15 protein-coding genes are annotated in these 22,846 nt (G+C 67.0%); 8 read left to right on the top strand and 7 right to left on the bottom strand.

Annotated elements, in window-relative coordinates; genetic code table 11:
- Positions 1-435: 435 nt before the first annotated feature.
- Together H7F38_RS19680 and H7F38_RS19675 are read right to left on the bottom strand one after the other, a co-directional pair.
- Positions 436-1,350 carry a class F sortase gene (locus H7F38_RS19680; protein ID WP_187091408.1) on the bottom strand — a complete coding sequence of 305 codons (915 nt, stop codon included), beginning with the start codon at positions 1,348-1,350 and terminating at the stop codon, positions 436-438.
- Positions 1,337-2,539, bottom strand: coding sequence for an ice-binding family protein (locus H7F38_RS19675; protein WP_187091407.1), 1,203 nt, complete (start codon positions 2,537-2,539; stop codon positions 1,337-1,339). Before H7F38_RS19675 ends, H7F38_RS19680 begins: the two co-directional genes overlap by 14 nt.
- 1,148 nt (positions 2,540-3,687) lie before the next feature.
- Here H7F38_RS19675 and H7F38_RS19670 point away from each other — a divergent pair.
- The 3 genes from H7F38_RS19670 (at position 3,688) to katG (ending at position 8,237) form a co-directional block, all read left to right on the top strand.
- Entirely contained in the window at positions 3,688-5,421 is a 1,734-nt protein-coding gene (locus tag H7F38_RS19670; protein ID WP_187091406.1) for a diguanylate cyclase, read from the top strand.
- A 16-nt stretch (positions 5,422-5,437) separates the two neighbouring features.
- On the top strand, positions 5,438-5,791 hold the full coding sequence (locus H7F38_RS19665) for a DMT family transporter (RefSeq protein ID WP_222618191.1): 354 nt from the start codon (positions 5,438-5,440) through the stop codon (positions 5,789-5,791).
- A gap of 178 nt (positions 5,792-5,969) precedes the next feature.
- Positions 5,970-8,237: a catalase/peroxidase HPI gene (gene katG / locus H7F38_RS19660; protein WP_187091405.1), complete on the top strand. Its 2,268-nt coding sequence runs from the start codon at positions 5,970-5,972 to the stop codon at positions 8,235-8,237.
- A 243-nt stretch (positions 8,238-8,480) separates the two neighbouring features.
- Here katG and H7F38_RS19655 read toward each other — a convergent pair whose 3' ends face one another.
- Positions 8,481-8,927 (bottom strand): hypothetical protein, encoded by a 447-nt coding sequence (locus tag H7F38_RS19655; protein WP_187091404.1) that lies wholly within the window; start codon positions 8,925-8,927, stop codon positions 8,481-8,483.
- A gap of 151 nt (positions 8,928-9,078) precedes the next feature.
- Between H7F38_RS19655 and H7F38_RS19650 the strand changes: the two genes are divergently transcribed.
- From H7F38_RS19650 to H7F38_RS19640, 3 genes are all read left to right on the top strand, one after another.
- Positions 9,079-12,234, top strand: a complete 3,156-nt coding sequence (locus H7F38_RS19650; RefSeq protein WP_187091403.1) for a carboxypeptidase regulatory-like domain-containing protein — start codon at positions 9,079-9,081, stop codon at positions 12,232-12,234.
- Positions 12,235-12,381: 147 nt separating this feature from the next.
- The gene (glgX, locus tag H7F38_RS19645) at positions 12,382-14,514 is read left to right on the top strand and encodes a glycogen debranching protein GlgX (RefSeq protein ID WP_187091402.1); all 2,133 of its coding nucleotides are present in this window, start codon (positions 12,382-12,384) and stop codon (positions 14,512-14,514) included.
- Between the two features lie 22 nt (positions 14,515-14,536).
- Complete coding sequence (locus H7F38_RS19640; RefSeq protein ID WP_187091401.1) at positions 14,537-14,842, top strand: hypothetical protein; 306 nt, start codon at positions 14,537-14,539, stop codon at positions 14,840-14,842.
- 15 nt (positions 14,843-14,857) lie between these two features.
- Here the strand turns inward: H7F38_RS19640 and H7F38_RS19635 are convergent, their stop codons facing one another.
- Entirely contained in the window at positions 14,858-15,724 is an 867-nt protein-coding gene (locus H7F38_RS19635) for a class II glutamine amidotransferase (protein ID WP_187091400.1), read from the bottom strand.
- 208 nt (positions 15,725-15,932) lie between these two features.
- Here H7F38_RS19635 and H7F38_RS19630 point away from each other — a divergent pair, with 208 nt between their 5' ends.
- Positions 15,933-16,175, top strand: coding sequence for a hypothetical protein (locus H7F38_RS19630; RefSeq protein WP_187091399.1), 243 nt, complete (start codon positions 15,933-15,935; stop codon positions 16,173-16,175).
- A gap of 35 nt (positions 16,176-16,210) precedes the next feature.
- On the opposite strand, the gene H7F38_RS19625 is transcribed toward H7F38_RS19630, so the two are convergent.
- The 3 genes from H7F38_RS19625 to H7F38_RS19615 all read right to left on the bottom strand — a co-directional run bounded on the left by H7F38_RS19625 (position 16,211) and on the right by H7F38_RS19615 (position 20,514).
- Positions 16,211-16,888, bottom strand: a complete 678-nt coding sequence (locus tag H7F38_RS19625) for a hypothetical protein (protein WP_187091398.1) — start codon at positions 16,886-16,888, stop codon at positions 16,211-16,213.
- Between the two features lie 146 nt (positions 16,889-17,034).
- Positions 17,035-18,018: a sensor domain-containing diguanylate cyclase gene (locus H7F38_RS19620; RefSeq protein ID WP_187091397.1), complete on the bottom strand. Its 984-nt coding sequence runs from the start codon at positions 18,016-18,018 to the stop codon at positions 17,035-17,037.
- Positions 18,019-18,189: 171 nt separating this feature from the next.
- Entirely contained in the window at positions 18,190-20,514 is a 2,325-nt protein-coding gene (locus tag H7F38_RS19615) for a bifunctional diguanylate cyclase/phosphodiesterase (protein ID WP_187091396.1), read from the bottom strand.
- A 639-nt stretch (positions 20,515-21,153) separates the two neighbouring features.
- Here H7F38_RS19615 and H7F38_RS19610 point away from each other — a divergent pair.
- Positions 21,154-22,821, top strand: a complete 1,668-nt coding sequence (locus H7F38_RS19610; protein ID WP_187091395.1) for a S8 family peptidase — start codon at positions 21,154-21,156, stop codon at positions 22,819-22,821.
- The last annotated feature ends 25 nt before the right edge of the window (positions 22,822-22,846 follow it).

The following is a 22,846-nucleotide window of genomic DNA, read 5'->3' as shown; positions in this document are numbered from 1 at the left end:
CACGGCAGCGGCCAAATGAGATGCGACGACTCGCCACCCACCATCAACCTACGTTTCGTGATCACCGACACGGCTGTTGGAGGAAATACTTCACCCTTTCGATGGGTATGTTCGTCCCGCAGAACCGTTTGGTCTAAACATCGGGCGCCGCTGTCCGCGCGGCCGCAGGGTGCCCGGCCTGTCGCGGATGTCGCTGCAGGTATGTCTGCGCGTCAGTCCGGTGGTGAGGGGGAGGCGCCGTGGCTGCGGGCTCGGGAGCAAAGAATCGGCGGCCACCACCGGGCCCGGTGGTGGGGCTGCGGTGGCGAGGGCAGACCCACGACGGGACTGCGGGTGGGTGCAGCCGGGCTGGTCGACCTCGAGGATTTGCGCCGGGTGCGGCGATGACGGCCAGGGGACGGCGGGCTCGGAATTTCGGGAGCCGTCCCCGCTTGGTCAGGTGCTGGGCTGGGCGATGACGACGATGTTGGAGGTGTAGCTGCGGGCGGCAGGGTCGTACTGGCCGCCGCAGCTGACCAGCCGAAGCTCCTCGGTGGGGTGTCCGGGCCGGCCGTAGGTACCGGTCTGGCCGAAGATCGCGGTGTGCAGTGGGCCCTGGGGGCTTTCGTCGGCCAGTTGACTCTTGTCGATCGAGAACCCTTGGGTGATGCGGTAGCTGCGGGTACGGCCATCGGTCATGGTCATCTCAAGGGTCTTGCCGACGTCGTCGCGGCCGTACTCGGAAAGGTCCGACAACGCTCCGGGGGTCCCCTGCCAGTTGATGTGTCCGGCGATGATGACGGCTCCGTGTGTGCTGAACGGGGCGGAGAAGCCGGGACTGTTGAGCCAGCTGACCTCGTTGCTCCAATTGCTGATTCCTACTTCGGGCCCCGGGATCCACACATCGCCGTTGATGTCCGGTCCATGCGGCAGCACCGTGATCTGCAGACCGCCGGGGTGGTGGGAGGAGGCGAACGGCACGGTGATGGCGGCGGGCACGGCATTCGATGGCGGTGGCTCCGGTGCCGTGACGGTGATCCGCGTCGTTCCCGGCATCGGGGTGACCGCGGTGTGGGGGGCCGCCGCTGCCATCGGAGCGGGATCGGCCCTTGAACTGCGGTCGAGGTCGGTACGGCTCGTCGGGACTTCGGCGAGCCTTCCTGATCGGCTGGTCGGCGGCGCGCCGCTCGTAGGCCCGGCGGCCGCCCGCGTCGACGCCGAACTTGATGACGGTGCCAACGCCGCAAGTTGCGGGCCGACCTGGGTTCGTGTTGCTTCTGCGGGCCAGAGCCACAGAGCTCCTCCCACGACGATGAGGACGACCGCCAGTACCACGGCCCGGTCGACCCGCCTGGTGTCACCGATGCGCACCGCGGCGATGCTGTGCCCGGCTCGGGGCCGTGCGAAGGTAGACCGCTCGTCGGCGGACTCTAGGAATGCGCAGCAACAGCAGCAGACCGCCCAGCAACGCCAGCACCGCCGCGAGCACTCGCACCGGGGAGATCGGCGCTGCCGGTCCGCTGCCCCCGGGTACCGCTGACGGGAAGGACGGTTGCGTCAGCATCGTCGTCTGCACGGTGGAGGTCAGGACGGTTGCCTCACTGGTGGAGGTCAGCACGATCGGCCCGCTGGTGCTGGTCAGGGCGGCGGTGCCGGGCGTGCTGTTCGTGCTCTGCGAGGATCCGGCGGCCGTCGTGGCGGTGATGATGGGAAGCGTGTTCGGGGTGGTGTTCTCATTCGGCGCCGAGGTCGTACCAGGCGCGCCGGGACCCGTCGGACTGGAACTACTGCTGCTTCCACCACCCGGAGCGCCGCCGCGAGTCCCGGTGGGAGTGGCGCTGCTGGAACTGCTGCCGGGGGTGGCGCACGTCGGTGCGGTGATGACGTTGGTGTCCAGGGTGACAGCGCCCGTGGAGGCCAGCAGCCGGCCGATGAGGGTGGCTCCCGTCTGCGCGGTGATCGAGGTGTGGGCAAGGACGGTCCCGATGAACCGGGTCCCGGTGCCCAGCGTCGCGGACGTTCCGACTTGCCAGAACACATTGCAGGACACGTGCGCGGTGGTGAATTTGACGACGCTGCCCGAGGCGGTGATCAAGGTGCTGGAGGCCTGGAAGATGAACACCGCGTCCGGGTTGGTCCGGTTGTCCAGTGTCACGGTGCCGCTCAGACTCAGATTCCCTTGATATACCCCGGGCTGCAACATCTTGCCCGCCAGATCGGTTAGCCCGCGATCGCCGGGAGCCACCGGTCGGCCGGCTGCGTCGTGGTAGGCGGTCAGGGTGGCGCCCTGTGCGTTGGCGGCCACGGCGCCACCCCGCAGGAGCACCCCTGGACGAGTGATGATCCCGGGTGGGAACCCTGTCACCGCAGTGCCCGGGTCCACCCCGACGTCCAGGCCGTTGATCGTCGAGGTCCCGGTGTTGGTCACCGTTGATCCGCCGAGCACGCCGAAGGCTCCGGAGGTGCCGAGCCCCACCGTGGGAACCACCGCGGCCTGGGCCACCGCCGGGATGCCCACCATCAGCGCGACCCCGACGAGCATCAGCATCGCCGATGCCACCGCCCGAACAACGACATGGTGATGACGTGAATTGATCACGAGGAACCGGCTTTCCGCCGAAGAGAGAAATATCTGCAGTGAGCAGCCGGGAGAGCGTAACCGATCAGACTCTGAAAAGCACCCATGCGGCCCAATAATAATCTGCCATGTTTTCGAATTGGTCCGCGCGGACGAACGACCACACCACAAATAGAAATGCGCCTTTCGTGGTGTTTGAAATCTGCCTTACACTGATAAGTGGAGCTGGCCGTCGCCAAGAGTGGCCATACACCGCAAGAATTGACCGCACCGGCAACTCGTCGGTGTTGGGGACGCGCGTCCGGAGACGTCCGCTGGCAGATGTGATGCCTTGACCACGAGCCGGATCGAGCCCTGACCGGGCAGGTGAGCGCCCTGCTGGGGGCCTTCGTGGGGATGCACCGGGGCCAAGGCGACCGGGTGGGGCTGGGTCGAGCTCGAGGGCAGGCAGCAGGCCGGGACCTGTATCGCACTCGACAGGCGAGTCCGGGCAACCGGACGTTTCAGGTGGGTTCAGCGGATCGCGGCCCCGGGGCAAACTAGACCGGTAGAGACAAAGCCTTGCCGGGTGGGCACCACGGATGAGGTGTCTCCAAAATGGCCCGGTCAGGTCGGCCGTAGAAGTCAGCAGAATCTCAGAACTTCGACTGGCAGACCAAGGCCGAATTCGACAATGAGAGTTGCGTCGTCCGGTCCATCCCTTTGCCCGGAGCCTCGAAAACACCAAAAGTGAAGCGCATCCATTTCCCCCAGAATTGGCCCGGGTGGCGATGGGTAGAGTCCGAGCCTGATCCGCCCCGATCGGCATCGCCGGGATTCTGGACGCACGTGGGCCGGGACAAGCCCGGCGCGACGATCACTGACTGAGCCGCGCCCACCTCGCGCAGCACCCCAACGGTGTGAAGGAATGGGCGCTGGATCCCGTCGCCGTGCAGGCCTGTGGACGGTCTCCATTGCGCTGTTGAGGATCTGAAGTGCCGCGTACCGCCAGCCCGCGTTCACGGGCTAAGCGAACGGCCAGCACACCAACCCGAGCAACTACAGAGTGTTGAATCGCATCATACGCTGCGTATCGGTACGGTGAAGGTGGGTCCGTGGTTGTCCGCAGGCCTTCACCTCGAAGGAACGCCATGCGCAGTCACTCGGTACGTCTCACGGCGGGCATCCTGGCGACCTGCGGTCTTTTCGCGGTCGCAGCCGCGGCCGTCGGCGTGATCGGACTGGCCGGCGTCGATTCCGCCACGCAGACCGGCATCTCGGTCGTGGGCGACCAGTTGTCGCAGGCGGCTCAAGCCAGCGACGTCGGCCGGCAGGTGTCGGTCGCGTTCTCCACCAGTCAGGCGATGATGCTGTCCACCGACCAGGCGCAGAAAGCGGACTTGAGCAGAACTCTGCACGAGCAGATGATCCCCGGCGTCGAGGGTGCGTTGACCCGCGCACGGCTGGCCCATGCTGCCGACACCCCTGATGAACTCACGGGAATCGACGAGCTGATCACCCGATGGGGCGACCTGCGTGCCCTTCTGGACGCATTGTCCCCGGTCATCACCTCCACTGCGACGATCAGCCCGAACGACACCCGGACACCGGACTCGGCGAGTCGGATCAGTGTGGCGTTCAAGGCGATGACCGATCAGCTGGACAAGCTGGCCGGCCACGAAACCGACCAGGCAGCGGCCGCAGTCGAAAAGGCTCGGTCGGGGGCCCGGAACCTCGAACGGGCCATCGTGCTCGCCGTGCTCGCCGTCTGGGCCGTCACCGTCGGCATCGCGACTTTCGGGGTGTCCCGGGTACGGCGTGGGATCAGACCGGCGCGGCAGCAGGTCGAATTCGCCGACACCCTCCAACTGGCCCGGGACGAGGACGAGGCGCACCTACTGCTGCAGCGCCACCTCGAACGGGCTGTGCCCGACGGCACTGTCGCCGTGCTCAATCGCAACAACAGCGCCGATCGGCTCGAGGCGGTGACGGCACTTCCGCCGGGATCTCCGTTGCTGCGGACTCTGCAGCACGCCGAACCGCAGTCCTGCCTTGCAGTGCGCTCCGGTCAGGTCCACGAGGAAGACGACCGTCACCCTGCTCTGCTGGCCTGCCCGGTGTGCAGCACCTGCCCGGGTCGATCCAGCTGCCTACCCCTCACCGTCGGCGGAGAGGTGATCGGCTCTATACTGGTCAATCGGGCCGCCGCTTTCGACCAGGTGCAACGGCAGACGATCCGCAACTCGGTGGGGCAGGCCGCACCCGTGCTGGCCAACCTGCGGAACTTGGCCATCGCCGAACTGCGGGCCGCCACCGATTCGCTCACCGGGCTGCCCAACAAGCGTGCCGTGGCCGACACTCTCAAGCGGATGCTCGCGCAGGCCTCGCGATCTGACAATCCGATGGCCCTTCTGATGCTGGACCTGGATCACTTCAAGGACATCAACGACCGGTTCGGCCACCCCATCGGCGACCAGGCGCTGGCCGGCGTCGGAGCCGCGTTGCGTTCGACGCTGCGCGACAGCGATTTCGCCGGCCGCAACGGCGGTGAGGAGTTCACGGTCGTGCTGCCCGGTACCGATGTCGTCGGTGCCATCGTGACGGCCGAGAAGATCCGCGCTGCGATCTCCGAGATCGCTCTACCGGGCATCGATGTGAGGATCACCGCCAGTGTGGGGATCGCGGCCTACCCCGAGCACGGCATCGCCGCCGAACGCCTCGAGCGGCTCGCAGACTCGGCGTTGTACGTGGCCAAGCGTGCAGGGCGGAACCGGATCGAGGTGGCCGTGACGCCGGCCGAGCCGACCTTGGAGGAGCAGTTCCACGACGGAATCCTGACCCTGCCCCGCCCGCTCCTGACCGAAGGGGCACCCGTTCACAGCTGAGAGGCACGATGACGGCATGACCAACCCTCGCCCGCTGCTGGCCGGTCTGGGTGTGGTGGTGCTGTGGGCCGGCGCCTTCCCGGCGGTGCGGGTCGCGGTGCCGCAGTTCGGGGTGACCGCCTTGTCCTTCGCCCGGCTGTTGGTGGCGACCGTTGTCCTGCTCGCCCTGGTACCGCTGTTCGAGGTCGAACTGCCGCGGCGGCGGGATATCCCGTTGATCCTGGGTTGTGGGTTCTTCGGTATGGCCGCCTACCAGCTGCTTCTGAATCGGGGCGAGCTCGACGTTCCGGTCGGCACGGCCAGCATGATCATTGCTGCGGCTCCGCTGGATTCCGCCAACCGGGTCCCAGCCCGACCGGCACAGCGGTAGGGACGAGCACGGGCGAATACCCGGTCACACAGCTGGGAACCCTGACTGTGTCGGTGGTAGGCCTGAGGCGCGCTTTCAGGCATGTCGACCGATGTGCCGAATCCTGGATGTCCGGCGACCGCGCCGGGCCGCGACATTTCGACCGCAACTGCACCACCTATCGGAAGGCCACATCGTCATGACCGACTACACCACCTACTCCGAGGTCCTGGAAGGATCTTGCCCCGCGGGCGGGAACACCATCGGCGGCGCCCAGACCTCGAAGCCGACGCTCTCGGACTGGTACCCCGACCGGCTCCGGGTCGAGCAGTTGCACCGCGACGGCGCGGCGGCCAACCCACTGGCGGACTTCGACTACGCGGCCGCCTTTGCCACGATCGACCTCGCCGAGCTCAAGGCCGATATCAAGAAATTCCTGACCACGTCGGTGTCGTGGTGGCCTTCGGACTACGGCAACTACGGGCCGCAGATGATCCGGATGGCCTGGCACGCCGCCGGCACCTACCGCATCGCAGACGGACGCGGCGGTGCCGGGCAGGCGATGCAACGATTCGCCCCGATCAGCAGCTGGTGGGACAACGGCAACACCGACAAGTCGCGTCGCCTCATCTGGCCGATCAAGCAGAAATACGGCAACGCCCTGTCGTGGGCCGACCTGATGGTCCTCACCGGCAACTGCGCGCTGGAGATCATGGGGTTCCCCACCTACGGCTTCGGCGGCGGCCGCCGCGACGCGTGGGAGGCCGACGACGCCAGCTACTGGGGCCCGGAGTACATCGACAACACCCACCCCAGCTCCTACGACGCGATGGTGATGCGCGACAAGCGCTGGACCGGTGAGCCCGGCGACGCCGACTACGAACTCGAGCAGCCACTGGCCGCTTCCCACCAGTCGCTGATCTACGTCAACCCCGAAGGCCCCAACGCCAACGGCGATCCGGCTGCCTCGGCGGTCGACATCCGCATCACTTTCGGGCGTATGGCCATGAACGACGAGGAGACCGTGGCGCTGATCGCCGGTGGCCACGCGTTCGGCAAGAGCCACGGCAAGGTCGCGGCCGCCCGGATCGGTGCCCCGCCCGAGATCGCCCCGATCGAGGCGATGGGACTGGGTTGGCACAACCCGGAGGGCACCGGGAACGCGGAGCACACGATGACCAACGGCATCGAGGGCTCGTGGACGCAGAACCCGACCCAGTGGGACAACTCGTATCTGGAGAACCTGTTCGGCCACGAGTGGAAGCAGAGCCAGAGCCCCGCCGGGGCGCTGCAGTGGACGCCCAACGACGAGGGCGCCCCGAAGACCCCGGACGCGCACCTGGTGGGCGTCGAGCACCCGCTGATGATGATGACCAGTGACATCGCACTCAAGGTCGACCCGGTCTACCGCGAGGTCTGCCTGAAGTTCCTCGGCGACTTCGACTACTTCACGACGGCGTTCTCGAAGGCGTGGTACAAACTGACCCACCGCGACATGGGTCCCAAGTCGCGTTACCTGGGGCCCGAGGTCGCCGCGGAGGACCTCCCCTGGCAGGACCCGCTGCCCGACCTGGAGCACGAGGTGATCGGCGACGCAGGGGTGGGTCGTCTCAAGCAGGCGATTCGGGATTCCGGGCTCTCGATCTCCGACCTGGCTTTCACTGCGTTCTCCTCCGCCGTGTCGTTCCGCGACTCCGACAAGCGCGGGGGTGCCAACGGTGCACGGCTGGCGTTGGCGCCGCAGAAGGACTGGGCGGTCAACCGCCGCACCGTCGGCGTCATCGCCGCCCTGCGCGGCATCAGGGACGCCTTCCATCAGGCCGGGCTCGAGAAGGTCAGCCTCGCCGACGTCATCGTGCTCGGTGGGTGTGTCGCGATCGAGCAGGCAGCCAGCGCTGCGGGCGCGGAGGTCGGGGTGCCCTTCACCCCCGGCCGGGTCGACGCCACCGCCGAGCAGACCGACGTCCCCACCTTCGAGTGGTTGGCACCGGTCGTCGACGGGTTCCGCAACTACGTGAGAGACGACTACGCGCGGATGACGAGCGTGGCGCCCGAGCAGATGTTCCTCGACAAGGCGGCGCTGCTGAACCTCACCGCACCGCAGTGGGTCGCCCTCACCGGCGGTCTGCGCGCCCTGGGCTGCAACTACGACGGGTCGGTGACCGGGATCTTCACCGACCGGGTCGGCGCACTCACCACCGACTTCTTCACCACGGTGACGAGCATGGACTACGAGTGGAGCAAGCAGGACGAGGCCGGCACCTCATTCGTGCTCACCGATCGTGAGAGCGGCGAGATTGCCTACCGGGCCACGCGAAACGACCTGTTGTTCGGCTCCAACCAGCAACTGCGCGCGGTCGCCGAGGTGTACGCCGCCAGCGATGGTCACCCGCGCTTCGTGCGCGACTTCGTCGAGGTGTGGAACAAGGTCATGATGGCCGACCGGTACGACGTGAAGGCCGGCTAGAAAGCCTGCCTGCGCAAGGGGACCCCGACCACCGACCCACCGACACCCACGATCGCACTGACCTGCGGTCGTTGGATCGGTGGGCTTTCGTCGGGGCGATGAGACCCATATGAATCCAGGCGGTGTCGCCGGTTGTGGCGACTCTGTAGTCCGATCGGCCCTGGACTGCTGAGTGTGGTCACACCTGCTGGAGACCCGGCGGATGCTGTCAGCTCGCGAGATGTTCGCCCCCGAGGTGTCTGTTCACCGGGCTGACTGTGACCGGGGCCGTGAAGCAGTCGGGCGTTCCCTTCGTAGCCTGCCCTTCTTGTTGACGGCAGCCCGTTCGGTCGGGCCGTCGTCGTGCGCATCCCTCCCGTCGAGGCTGTAGGCGGAAAGGACGGTCTGTCCCTGCGGCAGCAACAGACTGAACAGTTTCAGTCTGCGGCGTGTGGCCTGGCAGACCGCGAGCCAGTCGCACCGATCGATGGAATCATCGCCGGTCCACTGATTCACCGGGATGAGGATCATGTCGGTGGCATTCGTTTCGATTCGTTGCACCAGGACCGGTTGACGGGTGAAATCGTCCTCGGACTCGATGCCACGGTACGAGCCGGGAGGTACCGGAAACTGAAACAGACCGATCACCGCGCCCGAGCTCTCCTGGAAGCGGACCTCCCGGTTGGTGACGCCGACCGGGGCAATTTGCACCCACCGCACCGCCACCGAACCTCACCCCTGTTGAACTGCTGAAAATAGTGAATGTGTGTTCATAGCTCTGATCAACCTGCCCCATCGAAAACTTGGCGCCTCAGGCTCTCTCCTCAGGACGCCCGCCCATCGGCATGAAAGAACAGAGTACGTGGAGCACCGCGATGTCAACCAGGCCAGGGACATCAACGACATCACCGCCGGGAACAACGGCTCCTGCGGCAACGTGCTGTGCCAGACCGGCACCGGCTGGGACGGCCCCACCGGGCTGGGCACGCCCAAGGGCGTCGCCGGACTCACCCAGGGCGAGCACGGCGACATCATCGGCACCGTCACCGATTCCGTCACGGCGAAACCGATCCTGGGCGTCACCGTCTCGGCGACCGCCACCGACGGCACCACCTACCACGCCACCACGGACGCCAAGGGCAGCTACGACATTCCAGCGGCGACCGGTACCTACGGCCTGACGTCGAGCAAGTACGGCTACGCCGGGGAGTCGCTCTCCGGCGTGGCGGTGACCAAGAACTACTCCGTCACCGAGAACTTCACGCTGACCGCGCAGGCCACCAAGACCGTGTCGGGCAAGGTCTCCGACGGCTCTGGCCACGGCTGGCCGATGTACGCCAGGATCACCATCGACGGCTACCCGAACGGAGCGGTCTTCACCGACCCGTACACCGGCCACTACTCGGTGGCGCTGCCGGCGGGCAATACCTACAAGATGCACGTCGGCTCGGCCGAGCTGTCCGGTTACGTCGAGCAGGACGTCACGGTGAACCTGACCGCGGCAGGCGCGTCGCAGAACATCGCATTGAAGGTCGACGCCGTTTCCTGTTCGGCCCCCGGTTACGCCTACGCCGACACCGGTCTCAAGACCGACTTCACGGGTTGGTCGGGCAAGACCCCGCAGGCCGGCTGGAGCATCACCGACGGCGTCGGCAACGGCCAGACCTGGGTCTTCGACAACCCGGGCGGCTGGGACCCGCCCGTCGGCGGCGACTCACACTTCGCCGACATCGACTCCGACCACTACGGCCAGGGCGGCAGCCAGAACAGCTCGTTGGTGTCGCCGGTGGTCGACCTGTCCCACCTGTCCACCGCGGGACACCCTGAGATCGGTTTCGACAGCACCTACATCGGGTTCCCCGGTCAGAGCGGTGACGTCGACCTGAGCCTGGACGGCGGGAAGACCTGGTCCACGCTCTGGCAGGGAGACAGCGGCGGGAACCCCGGTCGGGTCGACGTGCCGATCCCGCAGGCCGCCGGTCAGGCCAAGGTCCAGGTGCGGTTCCACTTCACGGGTTCCTGGAGCCGGCGGTGGGAGCTGGACAACGTGCTGTTGGGTGGCCGCACCTGCGCGCCGACACCCGGTGGCCTGATGGCGGGTGTCGTCACGGACGCCAACACGAAGGCCCCGCTGAACGGGGCGACGGTGGCGGGCAGCGCCGACCCGACCAGCTTCGGCGTCAGCATGCCCACCCCGGACGACGCGAACCTGTCCGACGGGTACTACTGGCTGTTCAGCCCGCACACCGGTGCGACGAAGTTCACGGTGACCGACGGCCGGTACACCGCGATGACGGGAACGGTTGCACTACCGGCCAACTCGGTCCTGCACCGCGACTGGAAGCTGGGCGCCGGACACCTGAGGTCGAGCACCCACAGCATTGCGCAGACCGGGCAGTTGGGGGCGACCACGTCGGGCACCGTGACGTTCACCAACGACGGGACGGCCGCGGTGCACGTCAACCTGTCGGAGGAGGACGGCGGCTTCACCCCGATGAACGGGCAGCACCAGGCGACGATGCCGGGAGCCCCGGCCCAGCTGGTGCCGGCGAAGGTCAGCTACGCGGCCCTGCCACCGGCCACTGGCGGCGCGGTCGTCAGGCCGGGCGCGGTGGCGCAGGTGAACGGGCACAAGGTGGCGCTCCGCCAGGCCTCGCCGTCCGTCGGACCGTGGACCGACATCGCGAACCTGCCGTCCGGTCTGATGGACGACGCGGTGGCCTATCACGCCGGCAAGGTCTACGTGGTGGGCGGCACCGACGGCTCGAACGTCCAGAACGGCGTGAACGTCTACGATCCGGCGACCAGGGCGTGGACCGCACTGGCGAACCTGCCGGAGCGGCTGAACGGGCCGGTAGCGGCGTTCATCGGAACCAGGCTGTACGTCGCCGGGGGCTGGAACGCCACCTCGGGCGCCAGCACCCACGCCTACTCCTACGATCCCGGCAGCAATGTGTGGTCCCAGCTGGCCGACCTGCCGGGCGGCGCCGCCATGGCGGGGTCCGCGGTGGTCGGCGGCCGGCTGTACGTCGTCGGTGGCTGCACCGACGGGACGTGCACCGGCTCCTCATCGGTGTTCAGCTACAGCCCGGACAGCGGTGCGTGGACGCAGGCGCCGCAGTACCCGCAGACGGTCGCGTTCCTGTCCTGCGGCAGCGCCGCAGCCGAGATCGTCTGCGCTGGTGGGGTGAACACCTCCAGCGGCGCCTCGACAGCGAGCACCTACACGTACCTGCCCGGCGCCGGCACCTGGCAGAAACGGGCCGACCTCCCGGTCGACGCCTGGGGTGCGTCCTCCTCCTCGGCCGACGGAAAGGTGCAGGTTTTCGGCGGCGTCGTCAACGCGGGCAAGGACCTGACCAATCAGGCCTTCGAGTACGACCCGCAGTCCGATCAGTGGACGGCACTGCCGAACTCGAACAACGCGGAGTACCGCGGCGGTGGCGCCTGCGGGCTCTACCAGGTGGGCGGCGCCAACCAGAGCGGTGTGAGCGCGCTGGCCCAGTCGCTGCCGGGCTACGGCAGCTGCAACGGCGACGCCGACGTGCCGTGGTTGAGCCAGGACAAGCCGACGTTCGACGTGGCGCCTGGGGCCTCGGTGAAGGTGCGGATCAGCATGGACTCGTCCGTCGTCGGCCAGCCGGGCGACTACCTGGCCCTGGTCGACGTCAGTACGAACACCCCGTACGCGTCCGCGTCGATCTCGGCCACCATGCACGTCACCGCGCCGAAGGCGTGGGGCAAGCTGGCCGGCACGGTCAAGGACAGCGTAGGTAGCCCGCTCGCCGGGGCGACGGTCCAGGTGTGCACGATGTACAACACCGCGACCGGCACCTGTGGCCCGCAGTCGTACACCCTGAAGACGGACTCCAACGGGTACTACCAACTGTGGCTCAACAAGGGCTTCAACCCGCTGGAGATCATCGCGGCACTGCAGGGCTACCAACCGATGCTCAAGGTCGCGCGAGTCCCGGCGGGCGGGACCACCACGGTGGCCTTCGTCCTGCCCGAGGTCTGATCGCCGGGACCGGATGCGAGCAGGGACGTCCCGGTCATCTGCACCGGGACGTCCCCCCGCGACTCCCTCCCGGCCGGGTAACGTCACCCCCATCGCAGGACGTCTCTCGACGGCGTCGCGGGTGCCAGGACCACGAGGGGTGGGTGCATGGCCACGAAGCCGGGAGCGCCGTATCCGCTGGGCGCCACCTTCACCGGCGGCGGCACCAACTTCGCTCTTTTCAGCCGGGACGCCGTCCGCGTCGACCTGTGTCTGATCGACCCGGACGGTACCGAGAATCGAATCGACGTCCTGGAGGTCGACGCCTTCGTCTGGCACGTCTACGTGGACGACATTCGACCGGGTCAGCGATACGGCTATCGGGTGCACGGTTCGTACGCACCGGCCCAGGGTCTGCGATTCAACCCCAGCAAGCTGCTGCTCGACCCCTACGCCAAGGCGACAACCGGTGCGATCGAATGGAACTCGTCGCTGTTCTCCTACGAATTCGGAGACCAGACCGCGTTCAACATCGACGATTCGGCCGCATCGACCCTGCGCAGCGTGGTCATCGACTCCACCTTCGACTGGAGGGGGGACCGGCCCCCGGAGATTCCCTACCACCGTACGGTGATCTACGAGGCGCACGTCAAAGGGCTGACCGCGCTCCACCCGGACATCGAAGAAGGCCTCCGCGGCACATTCGGGGGAGTGGACCACCCGGCGGTCATCGCGCATCTGAAGAGGCTGGGTGTCACCGCCCTCGAGTTGATGCCGGTGCACCAGTTCGTGAACGACGGCACGTTGATCGACAAGGGACTGTCGAACTACTGGGGGTTCAACACCATCGGGTTCTTCGCCCCGCACCAGGGCTACACCGCCGACATCCGCGCCGGCGCCCAGGTACAGGAGTTCAAGACGATGGTCCGCGAGCTGCACGCGGCCGGCATCGAGGTGATCCTGGACGTCGTCTACAACCACACTGCCGAGGGCAACCACCTCGGTCCCACCCTGGCATTCCGCGGCATCGACAACAGCTCGTACTACCGCCTCGTCGAGGGCGACGAGCAGTACTACCGGGATTACACGGGCATCGGCAATTCACTCAACGTCCGCCAACCCCACACCCTGCAGTTGATCATGGACTCCCTGCGCTACTGGGTGATCGAGATGCATGTCGACGGTTTCCGGTTCGACCTGGCCTCGGCTCTGGCGCGCGAGTTTTACGACGTCGACATGCTGTCCACCTTCTTCGAGGTGGTGCAACAGGATCCGGTGGTCTCGCAGGTGAAGCTCATCGCCGAGCCGTGGGACGTGGGACCGGGTGGATACCAGGTGGGAAACTTTCCGGCGCTGTGGACAGAGTGGAACGGGAAGTACCGGGACACCGTCCGTGACTTCTGGCGGGGTCAGCCCTCCACCATCGGCGAGTTCGCCTCCCGCGTCACTGGTTCGGCCGATCTCTACGAACGTGGCGGTCGCCGGCCCAGCGCGTCCATCAATTTCGTCACCGCACATGACGGATTCACCCTGCTGGACCTCGTTTCCTACGACCAGAAGCACAATGCGGCCAACGGCGAGGGCGATCGGGACGGTGACAACAACAATCGAAGTTGGAACTGCGGCGTCGAGGGGACCACCACCGATCCCGCGATCCTCACCCTCCGGGCCCGCCAGCAGCGAAACCTGATCGCCACGCTGCTGCTGTCGCAGGGCGTTCCGATGATCTCGCACGGGGACGAACTGGGACGAAGCCAGGGAGGCAACAACAACGGCTACGCCCAGGACAATCTCGTGAGCTGGATCGACTGGGCGAATGCCGACCAGGCGTTGATCGACTTCACCTCCGCTCTGATCCACCTCCGGCTCCGCCATCCGACCTTCGCCCGCCTGACCTATTTCACCGGGACGATGATCCCGGTGGCCGGGCAGACCCCGCTGCCGGACATCGGCTGGCTGACCCCGCAGGGGTCACCGATGTCGGAGCAGGACTGGGACACCGGTTTCAGCAAGTCTGTGGGTCTGTTCCTGAATGGACAGGCGATCGCGGGACGGGACAGCGACGGCCGTTCCCTTCATGACGTCGACGTGCTGCTGTTCTTCAACGCGCACTACGAGACCGTCGACTTCGAGCTACCGGAGAGGGCGCTGGAGAACGAGTGGCGATATGCGCTGGACACCTCGGCAGCCGGATCGGAGCTCGCCACGGGGGTGGTGGCCGCGACCGTACCGCTTGCAGGTCGATCCATCGTGCTGATCCATGTCGTCGAACCGGCTGCTGAAGTCCCGGCGAGCGACTGACCGGATCGCTCGATCCTCAGGCGTGGGTGATCCGCCAGTCGCGCTGGTGCACCTGACCCAGGAAGGGCGACAGGCGATCCGCACCGCCGAACGGTGGTTCGTCCGGGCCCACGACCTCTACCCGGCGGAGCAGCGGGCGTTGGAGTTCGGGGGCACTGTGGTGCGGGTGCCGGGTGAGCAGATCGAGTTCGAGGTCGATTCAGCCAGGGCCGCAGCCGAGTTGGCGGCCACCGCCGCGCGGAAGGCCCGCCGCGAGAGGAAGTCGGAAGACTTCAAAGCCGGCATGCACCGCCTGTTCCACCACGACCACGACAAGGCCGACGCCTGAGCCGCCCCTGGTCGATCAATCACCCATCGGAGCCTGCGACGATGCTGCCGTCGGGTCAAGATCCTGCACGGTCAACGCGTAGGTCGACGACGGGGGGAGGGGGGAGCTGCTACTCAGCCCCTGGTCGGCGTCGATGCGGATCAGTTCACCAGAGTCGAGCAGGCGCCACCCGGGGTCGTCGTCCATCGGCTCGCTCGCCACCACGGTCGCGCTCCGGCCGGCGAGTTCAGCAGACCGGGCCCGGATCCGAGAAGTCGTCGCCTCCAGTGCACCGCGACCGGCGTCCTTCGCCCGCTGCAGCACCCACAGCTCATTCGTGTCCGGGAAGCGAAGAGCCCAGAGTTGTTGCGGTGTCGCGAGGATCAGGTTCAGGCTGTACACCGGAACGTGGGTGGCGGTCCAGATCAGCGCGGCGATCAGCCCGGCCTCGACATCGCCGTTCCGAGCCCGGATCTCGGCGGTGACGAGGGCGAACAACCGCTCGCTGTCGGTGTCGCCCCTGACCAGGCCGGTGGCCCCCATCCGGTCGAGCCGACGGTCCAGGCGATCCAATCCGGTGAACGCGCCATTGTGGGCGAACAGCCGGCCGTCCTGGCTGAACGGATGGGTATTGACCACGCTCAGACCACCCGTACTGGCGTAGCGGACGTGGGCGACGAACACCGGGCTGGTGAGATCACGGGCCTGCGTGGCGAACTCCCGGTCCTGCCACGCCGCGATGGGTTCCTTGTGGAGCTCCGGTGCACCCGCGGGGGTGAACACGCCGATTCCGGTGCCGTCAGGTTCCCGATGGCTCTGCCGCACCAGGCTGTCCGGGGCGCTCAACAACCAGAAGGTCGCGCGGACCGGCGATCCGGCGTGCAACCCGAAGAGGCGACACATGTCCACTCCGATCTGACGTGGGCGGCCGGCGGTGGTTGCGGAGGGATCGTGACTGCGCAGCGACGTGACTGCGCAGCGACGTCGAGCCTACGGCCGCGGCGGCAAAGGTCCCGGACGGGTGGGGCCCAATGGGCACTATCGGTCGGTAGCTCCAGATCACAGGATGCTGGGGTGCGTCTCGTCGACGAATTCATGGAGGAGGTGGCCGATGTCCGTCGGCGAACTTGGACCTGCCCCACCACCGCTCCTGCCGCCGCACGAGCAGCAGGTCGCTGACAAGGTCTGCGAGCAGTTGCTCGGGCAGACCCGACACAGCATCGGTGCGGCCGAACTGATGGGCCACGCCCAACAGGCCATCCGCGATCTCCGAGCGTCGATCAGCCTCGAGTCGTTGGCCGAGATGGCCAGTGCGCTCGTCGTCATGAGGCTGGGCAACGGTTATCGGGACTGAGCTCGCGTGGGTCACGGCCACGGCCGGCCGACGCCCTACCCCTGTTCGCCTGGACGCAAGGCGTCGTCGTTCGGAAGGCGGTGGAGTTCCTGCCGCGCCGCCATCGTCAGGGTGATGCCGTGATGGTCGGCTCGATCCTGCAGCAGACTGCGGGCCGCAGAGGGATTGGCGGCATCGCCGCGGTCGATGAGTACCCCGATCGCCTGGTGGAGGGGGGAGAGTTCGTCGATCCCGATCCCGATCCCGATCGCGGTGCCGGGGGCGAGCCGGTGGGCCGGCGGGGGTAGGTGGGCGTCCATGACCAATTCGTCGGCCGGCCCGGACATGGCGCAGCCGCCGGTGACCAGTCCTCGAAAGGCACCAGGTTTCCCGGCGTAGAGGACCACTTCACAGTCTGCAATACCTGGTAGCGGCGAAAAACGCAGCAGCAAGGAGGATTTCGCCGTTCGGGACTCGACGGTTCGTACGGTGACCACGTCGTCCCCGAGGTGGGAGGTGATGATCAGACCCAGGAACGAGGGGATGGCAGCGGTCAGGTCGTCGGTCAGCAGCGTCAGCATGGCGTGCAGGTCGGGTCCCGGGTCATCCAGGGCACTGCTGAGGACGTCGAGCTCGTGCACGAGGGCTGGCGGAAATTCCACGAGGGTGAACTCCGGGTACGTCCCGATACGCTGCTCGGTACCGCTGGGGCCGGGCCGACGCAGCTGCGTCATGGCCGGAATGGCTGCCGTCGCGAAACGGGGTCGGGACCCCGTCTCGAATGCTGCAGCGGATTGAACCTTACGCCGTATAGCTAGACCCGCCGCTGCGGCCCCGGTCATTCTTGCGCTCTGGATGGCGAGCGACGAGCCCGGCTCGGTCAGTCGATGTCGGCGGTCGCGATCTCAGCCCGGGCTGCCGCGGCACGGCGATGACGCTTCTGCTCGTACATCGCGGCGTCCGCGTCCTGCCAGGCCCCGGGAAATCCGGAGATGATGCTGTAGGGGGCATGTCCGATGGACCCGGGCGTGCCGACCCGGTTCAGTTGTTTCTCCAGCCGGTCCACCAATCGCTGGGCCTGCTCGGAGTTGGCGTCGGCAGCCAGGATCCCGAATTCGTCCCCACCGAGCCGGGCCAAGATGTCCGACGCCCGCGTGGTTTCCTGGATGGCGCAGGCGGCCTGCCGGATGTGGGCATCGCCGGCGTCGTGACCGTAACGGTCGTTGACCAGTTTCAGACGGTCCAGGTCCAGGATGACCACGGAGCCGGTGTGCCCGAAACGACGGTACCTGGCCTCGTCCGATGCCAGGAACCGGTCCCAGCCGCGGCGGTTGTACAGACCGGTCAGCACATCCGTCTCGGCGTCGGTCGCCGATCGTTCGGCCAACTGCTGGGCCGCGGTGCGCTGCAGATCGGCCTGCAGGATCGTCGACAGCAACTGCGCGAGGATCTGCAACAGCGGGCCGTGCTGCACCAGATCCGCCGATTTCGCCGACGGATTCAACCCGCACAGGGTTCCGAAGATCTCGCCGTCGGCCTGCACCAGGGGCAGACCGACGTACGCGCCGATCTCCAGGTTCTGGCGGACTCCGGCGGTGGCGTAGACCGGTACCTGCTCGACGTCGGGTGCGATCTGCGGTCCGTCACCGGTCAACATGTGCTGACACATCGAGTCCGACCACGAATGGGAGTCGCCGGCGCTCTTGTCGTAGACGGAGTCCTCGACCGCCAGGTAGAGCTGCGCACCCTCGCTGTGGCGGGTGACCGACCAGAATCCCATCGGTATCGCCGTCTGCAAATACGTCAGGACGTGGGCGCAGGCTTCGTCGAACGTCGTACTCGCGCCGAATTGCGGTAGCTGCACGTCGAACCTCCTCCCCGGGTTGTCCAGACCTCGCCTGCGAACATCGAAAAACTCGATGACCAACGGTAGCCCAGCGACATGCCGTTGACCAGACCGGCTCGCCGTGGCCGACGGCCGGATCCGGGACCGGGTGGGTCCAGTGATCACGCCCGAGGCGGTCGATCGAGCCGATCAGCCGGCGATGAGGGCCTGGACGTCTGCTTGTTGCGAGCGGACCCGACGTGGCTCGGGGCCCGCCAGCAGGTTCGAGAAGTCCATCAGGTCAGGGTGTTGGGGTCGGCCCAACAAATACCCCTGGATCTGTACGCCGGGCGGCAGGGTGTCACGTTGCTCCGCGGTTTCCACCCCTTCGACCACGCACGTCAGGTCCAGTTCCGCAGCCAGTCCGGCGACGGCCTGCACGATCTTCTGGCTGATCTTGTTCTCCGGCAGACCGGCGGTGAACGACCGGTCGATCTTCAAGGAGGACAACGGGAGGGTGACCAGGTACTGCAGACTCGAGAATCCGGTCCCGAAATCGTCGATGGCGATGCCGACGCCATCCTGGTGCAGTCCGCGCAACGTCTGCAGGGTGGAGGTTCCCGCGTCCAAGAGGGCCGACTCGGTGAGCTCGAGGATCAGATCTTCCGGGCGCAGGCCGGCGCGGCTCAGGGTGCCGTGCACCTCGATTGCGAGTGAAGGGTCCCTGGCCTGCAGCGCCGAGATGTTCACGGCCATGGTGACCTCGGCCAACCGCGGATGCTGGTTGCGCCACTTCGCCAGCTGCTGGCAGGCCAGTTCCAGCATCCGCGCGCCCAGGGCCCGGATCATTCCGGTGTCCTCGGCAATCGGGATGAACTCGTCCGGCCCCACGAAGCGGCCCTGCGCATCGGTCAGTCGCGCCAGAGCCTCGAATCCGAGCAGCGCTCCGGTGGTACCGCTGAAAATCGGTTGGAAGGCAGCGCCCAGGACGGCGCCGCTGTGGCGACCGTCAGCAGCCGGAGGTGACGCGGCCCCGGCCGGGTTCCGGAGCGCCTGGCGGAGGAGTTGTTCGATCCGGTTACGTTGTCCGGCATCGGCTCTCATCCCCGGGATGAACACCTCGAATCGATCTTTGCCCAGACTCTTCGCCCGATACATCGCAGCGTCCGCGTCCTGGAGCAGATCTTCGGGCGAGGTGGAGTGTGGTCGAGCGGCGGGGGCGTGGTTGGCGGGGGAATGGTCGCTGGGGGAATGAAATACCGGGGACTGACTGCTGTGGGTGATCCCGATGCTGGCGCTGATCACGTGTTCGTTTCCGTTGATGATGATCGGGGGCCGCAGTGCCTGCCCGATGCGTTCGGCGATCGAGATGCCTACCTGGTGGTCGGAATGCTGCTCGGGAACATCGGGAGACTGACCGTCCCGGTTCCACGGCTCGACGACGACGACGAACTCGTCGCCGCTGATGCGGGCGACCGTGTCACCCGGGCGCACCACGTTGCGCATCCGTCGGGCGATCTCGATGAGGACCTGGTCACCGACGGCATGCCCAGCTGTGTCGTTGACCCGCTTGAATCCGTCGAGGTCGCAGAACAACACCGAGACCGCTCGCTGCAGATGCGCCGAACGCTGGAGCGCACCCGCCAGTCGGTCCATCAGCAGTGCGCGGTTGGGGAGGCCGGTCAAGGTGTCGTGCAGCGCCGAGTGCTGCAGCCGCTGCTCGATGTTCACTGCGTCGGTGATATCGCGCAATACCCCCACCGCCCGGGTGATCCCGGCGTCCATGTCGTCGTGCATGGCAGCGATCCGGCGGGAGAACCAACGATAGTCACCGTCGGCGGCCAGCAGTCGATGGTGCATCTGCAGCACCTCCCCGGCGGGAGCACCGACGAGCTGCCGCATCGAGATGGGCAGCTGTCCGCGATCATCGGGATGGACGACGGAGTTCAGGAACGCGGTGATCCCGGCTGCCGCGGTGGCCTCCGGGTAGCCGAGCAACTCGGGAACCGAACGATTTGCCCAGGTCATCGATTCGGTCGAGACGTCGTAGACGAAAATGATGTCGGGGGAGGCCTCGACCACGGCCTGATGGAAGGTTTCCGCGGCCAGTGCCTGGGCGTGGGCGTGCACGTGCTCGGTGACATCGGCGATGGCGCCGACGATCCGGATGCGCTCCCCGTCCTGGTATTGCGCCTGGCCCCGCGAGTCGATCCAGCGCAGCGAGCCGTCGTCGTGCCGATTGATCCGGTAACGGACCCGCAACGGCCTCCCGCTCCGCATGCATTCCTCGACTCCCGCATTGACCGGAGCCTGGTCCTGCGGGTGAATGCACTCCAGCGCCGCCGCGTAGTCACCGGAGAACTGGTCGGGGTCCAATCCGTAGAGCTCGAACAATCCGGCCGACCAGGTGACCGCCCGGGTCCGTAGATCCAACTCCCACCATCCGACACCGCCGATCGATTCGACGTCGCGCAGCCGTCGCCGTTCCTGGGCCAGTGCATCGAGCAGCAGACCACGGTCCTCGGCGGCTACCACGACAAGTCGGCACACACGCTCATGGGCCCCCCAAGATCAGATGTGGCTCGAGAGCCGCAGGCAAGGATTGATTACCGACCTTCGTCGTACCGGACGTCACTGATCGTTACACCTACACTACGGATTCGTCACCTCGGTCCCCTGTCACCGTCCCGGGGTTGTCGGTCACCGGCGCGTCGACCGGTAGTCGGTCGAGGTCTTGGAAATGGACCACACTCTCTGTGACACAATAACTTTGAACATAAAATTCGCCCAGTCGAAGGGGATGGGCCGTAGTGGTGGCAGGCGGTGTCCGAACCACCCGTTCGGGGGGCGACACCATTCCCTCCTGACAGGTCTGGTATCGCAAGGGGCCAAAAAATCCGGGATCATCCTCTTTGGAGTGAATAACGCGCCCGGTAGATGTAAAAAAGCGATCGTCCTCCGCAGACCCCTCCCTGATCCAAGTATCCGGGCTCCAGATCAGGCGCCCGTGCGCGTCGCCGGGCAGGCCGTCGTGTGTCGTTGTATCAGGAGCGGCCGGCTGCTCTCCTGTTGACCAGGCGAGGGCGGCGGCCGGGTCGACAACACCCGGCCCCCCGTCGATCGAGCCTGGAGGAAGCCTGCACGACGGACGTCCACGGAGTGACGGAGTGGCTGATGAGCTCGTACGACAACGGAGTCAGGCGTCGGTCGCCCGTGATCGGCGACCTGCAGATCGAGCCGGTCGACTCGCTGTCGGCCGACACCAACGCGGCCGAACCGGTCGACGTACTGCTGGAACTCAACATGCGGTACCCGGGTGGCCGCGTCGCCGTCACGCGGGCGCTGTCCCGGTTGTGGGACAGCTGGTCCGCGGTGGCCCGGCCCGCGATCGACGGCGGCCCGCCGGTTGACGCCGACCCAGCCGAGCCGGCCGAGCCGGCCGACGCCGATCCGGCCGAGCCGGCCGAGCCGGCCGAGCCGGCCGACGCTGATCCGCTCTCACGTCCGCGGCGCGTCAGCAGCCACATCTATCAGGTCGTCGTGACCAGGGCCGAACTCGATCAGCTCATCACTGCCGACCGCAACGACCGGAACGGCGGCGCCACCGTCATCTTCAAGGCCTGGCCCGACTACGCGTTGTACCCCCTGATCGACCGTTCGGCCGCCACGGTCAAGGCGCCGGCCGCCTGGCGTTCCTATCAGGCGCTGGGAAAGGAAATCGTCTGGGCGGTCATCGATTCCGGGATCCAGGCCGACCACCAGCACTTCGCCGACCTGCTGATCGCCGGGGACATCCCCGCCGACGCCACACCTCCGATTGTGGCTGCGATTCCCGGAGCCGCCGCACCGGTCTCGAAGGCCACCGGCTTCCACCGCGATTTCACTTCGCTGGTGGCGCCCAGCCAGCTCGGCCCGCTGGTGGGTCCCGGCGCCCCGCTCACTGACGAACTCGGCCACGGCAGCCATGTGGCGGGCATCATCGCCGGACAGGGAACCCGTGGCTCGGTCGTGGTGGCTGCCTCCGACGAGCCGTCGGGGAGCGAAGGCTTCGTCCAACGCACGCCGGGCGACGATCTGTGGGGAATGGCGCCGAATTGTCAGCTGGTCAGCCTGAAGGTGATGCGGAAGAACCTCCAGGGTGACTGGGTGACCTCCTCGGCGGCGATCATTGCGGCCCTGGAGTACATCCGCACCGACGTGAACGTCAGCCGATCTGCGATGCAGATCCACGGTGTCAACATCAGTCTCGGCTGCGACTGGGACCCCGCCCACTATGCTGCCGGCCAGTCGCCCCTGTGCCAGGCGGTCGACGAACTGGTGGCCTCCGGGGTGGTGGTGGTGATCTCGGCGGGCAACGGCGGCAGCACCGGGGCCCCGGCGGACGCCAAGCAGAACATCTCGTTGATGGGCACCGTGACGGAGCCGGGCCACGCCGAGGGGGCGATCACCGTCGGCTCGACCCACCGGGATGCCCCACTCGCATTCGGCGTGTCCTGGCGATCCGGGAAGGGTCCCACGCTCGACGGACGCTCCAAACCCGACGTCATCGCCCCGGGTGAGTGGATCACCTCGGTGGCGGTCGGGAACATCAGGGCCAGCGCTGGTCTCAACAAGCCAGGGATCGACCCCCGCCGGACCTATGCGGAGCAGTCCGGCACATCGATGGCGGCGCCGCACGTCTCCGGGGTGATCGCGGGTTTCCTCTCGGCACGCCCGGAATTCATCGGTCGGCCGCAGCAGGTCAAGGAATTGATGTGCCGGACCGCAACCGATCTCGGCCGGGAGCGATATGCGCAGGGTCACGGACTGATCGACGCCATGCGCATGCTGTCCGACAGCTGACCAGCCCTTTCCCTTCGACTCGAGT

The sequence above is a fragment of the Nakamurella sp. PAMC28650 genome (genome assembly GCF_014303395.1).
Taxonomy (GTDB): domain Bacteria; phylum Actinomycetota; class Actinomycetes; order Mycobacteriales; family Nakamurellaceae; genus Nakamurella.
The sequence above is the reverse complement of the archived record's forward strand: the minus strand, read 5'-3'. Positions and strand labels throughout refer to the sequence as shown.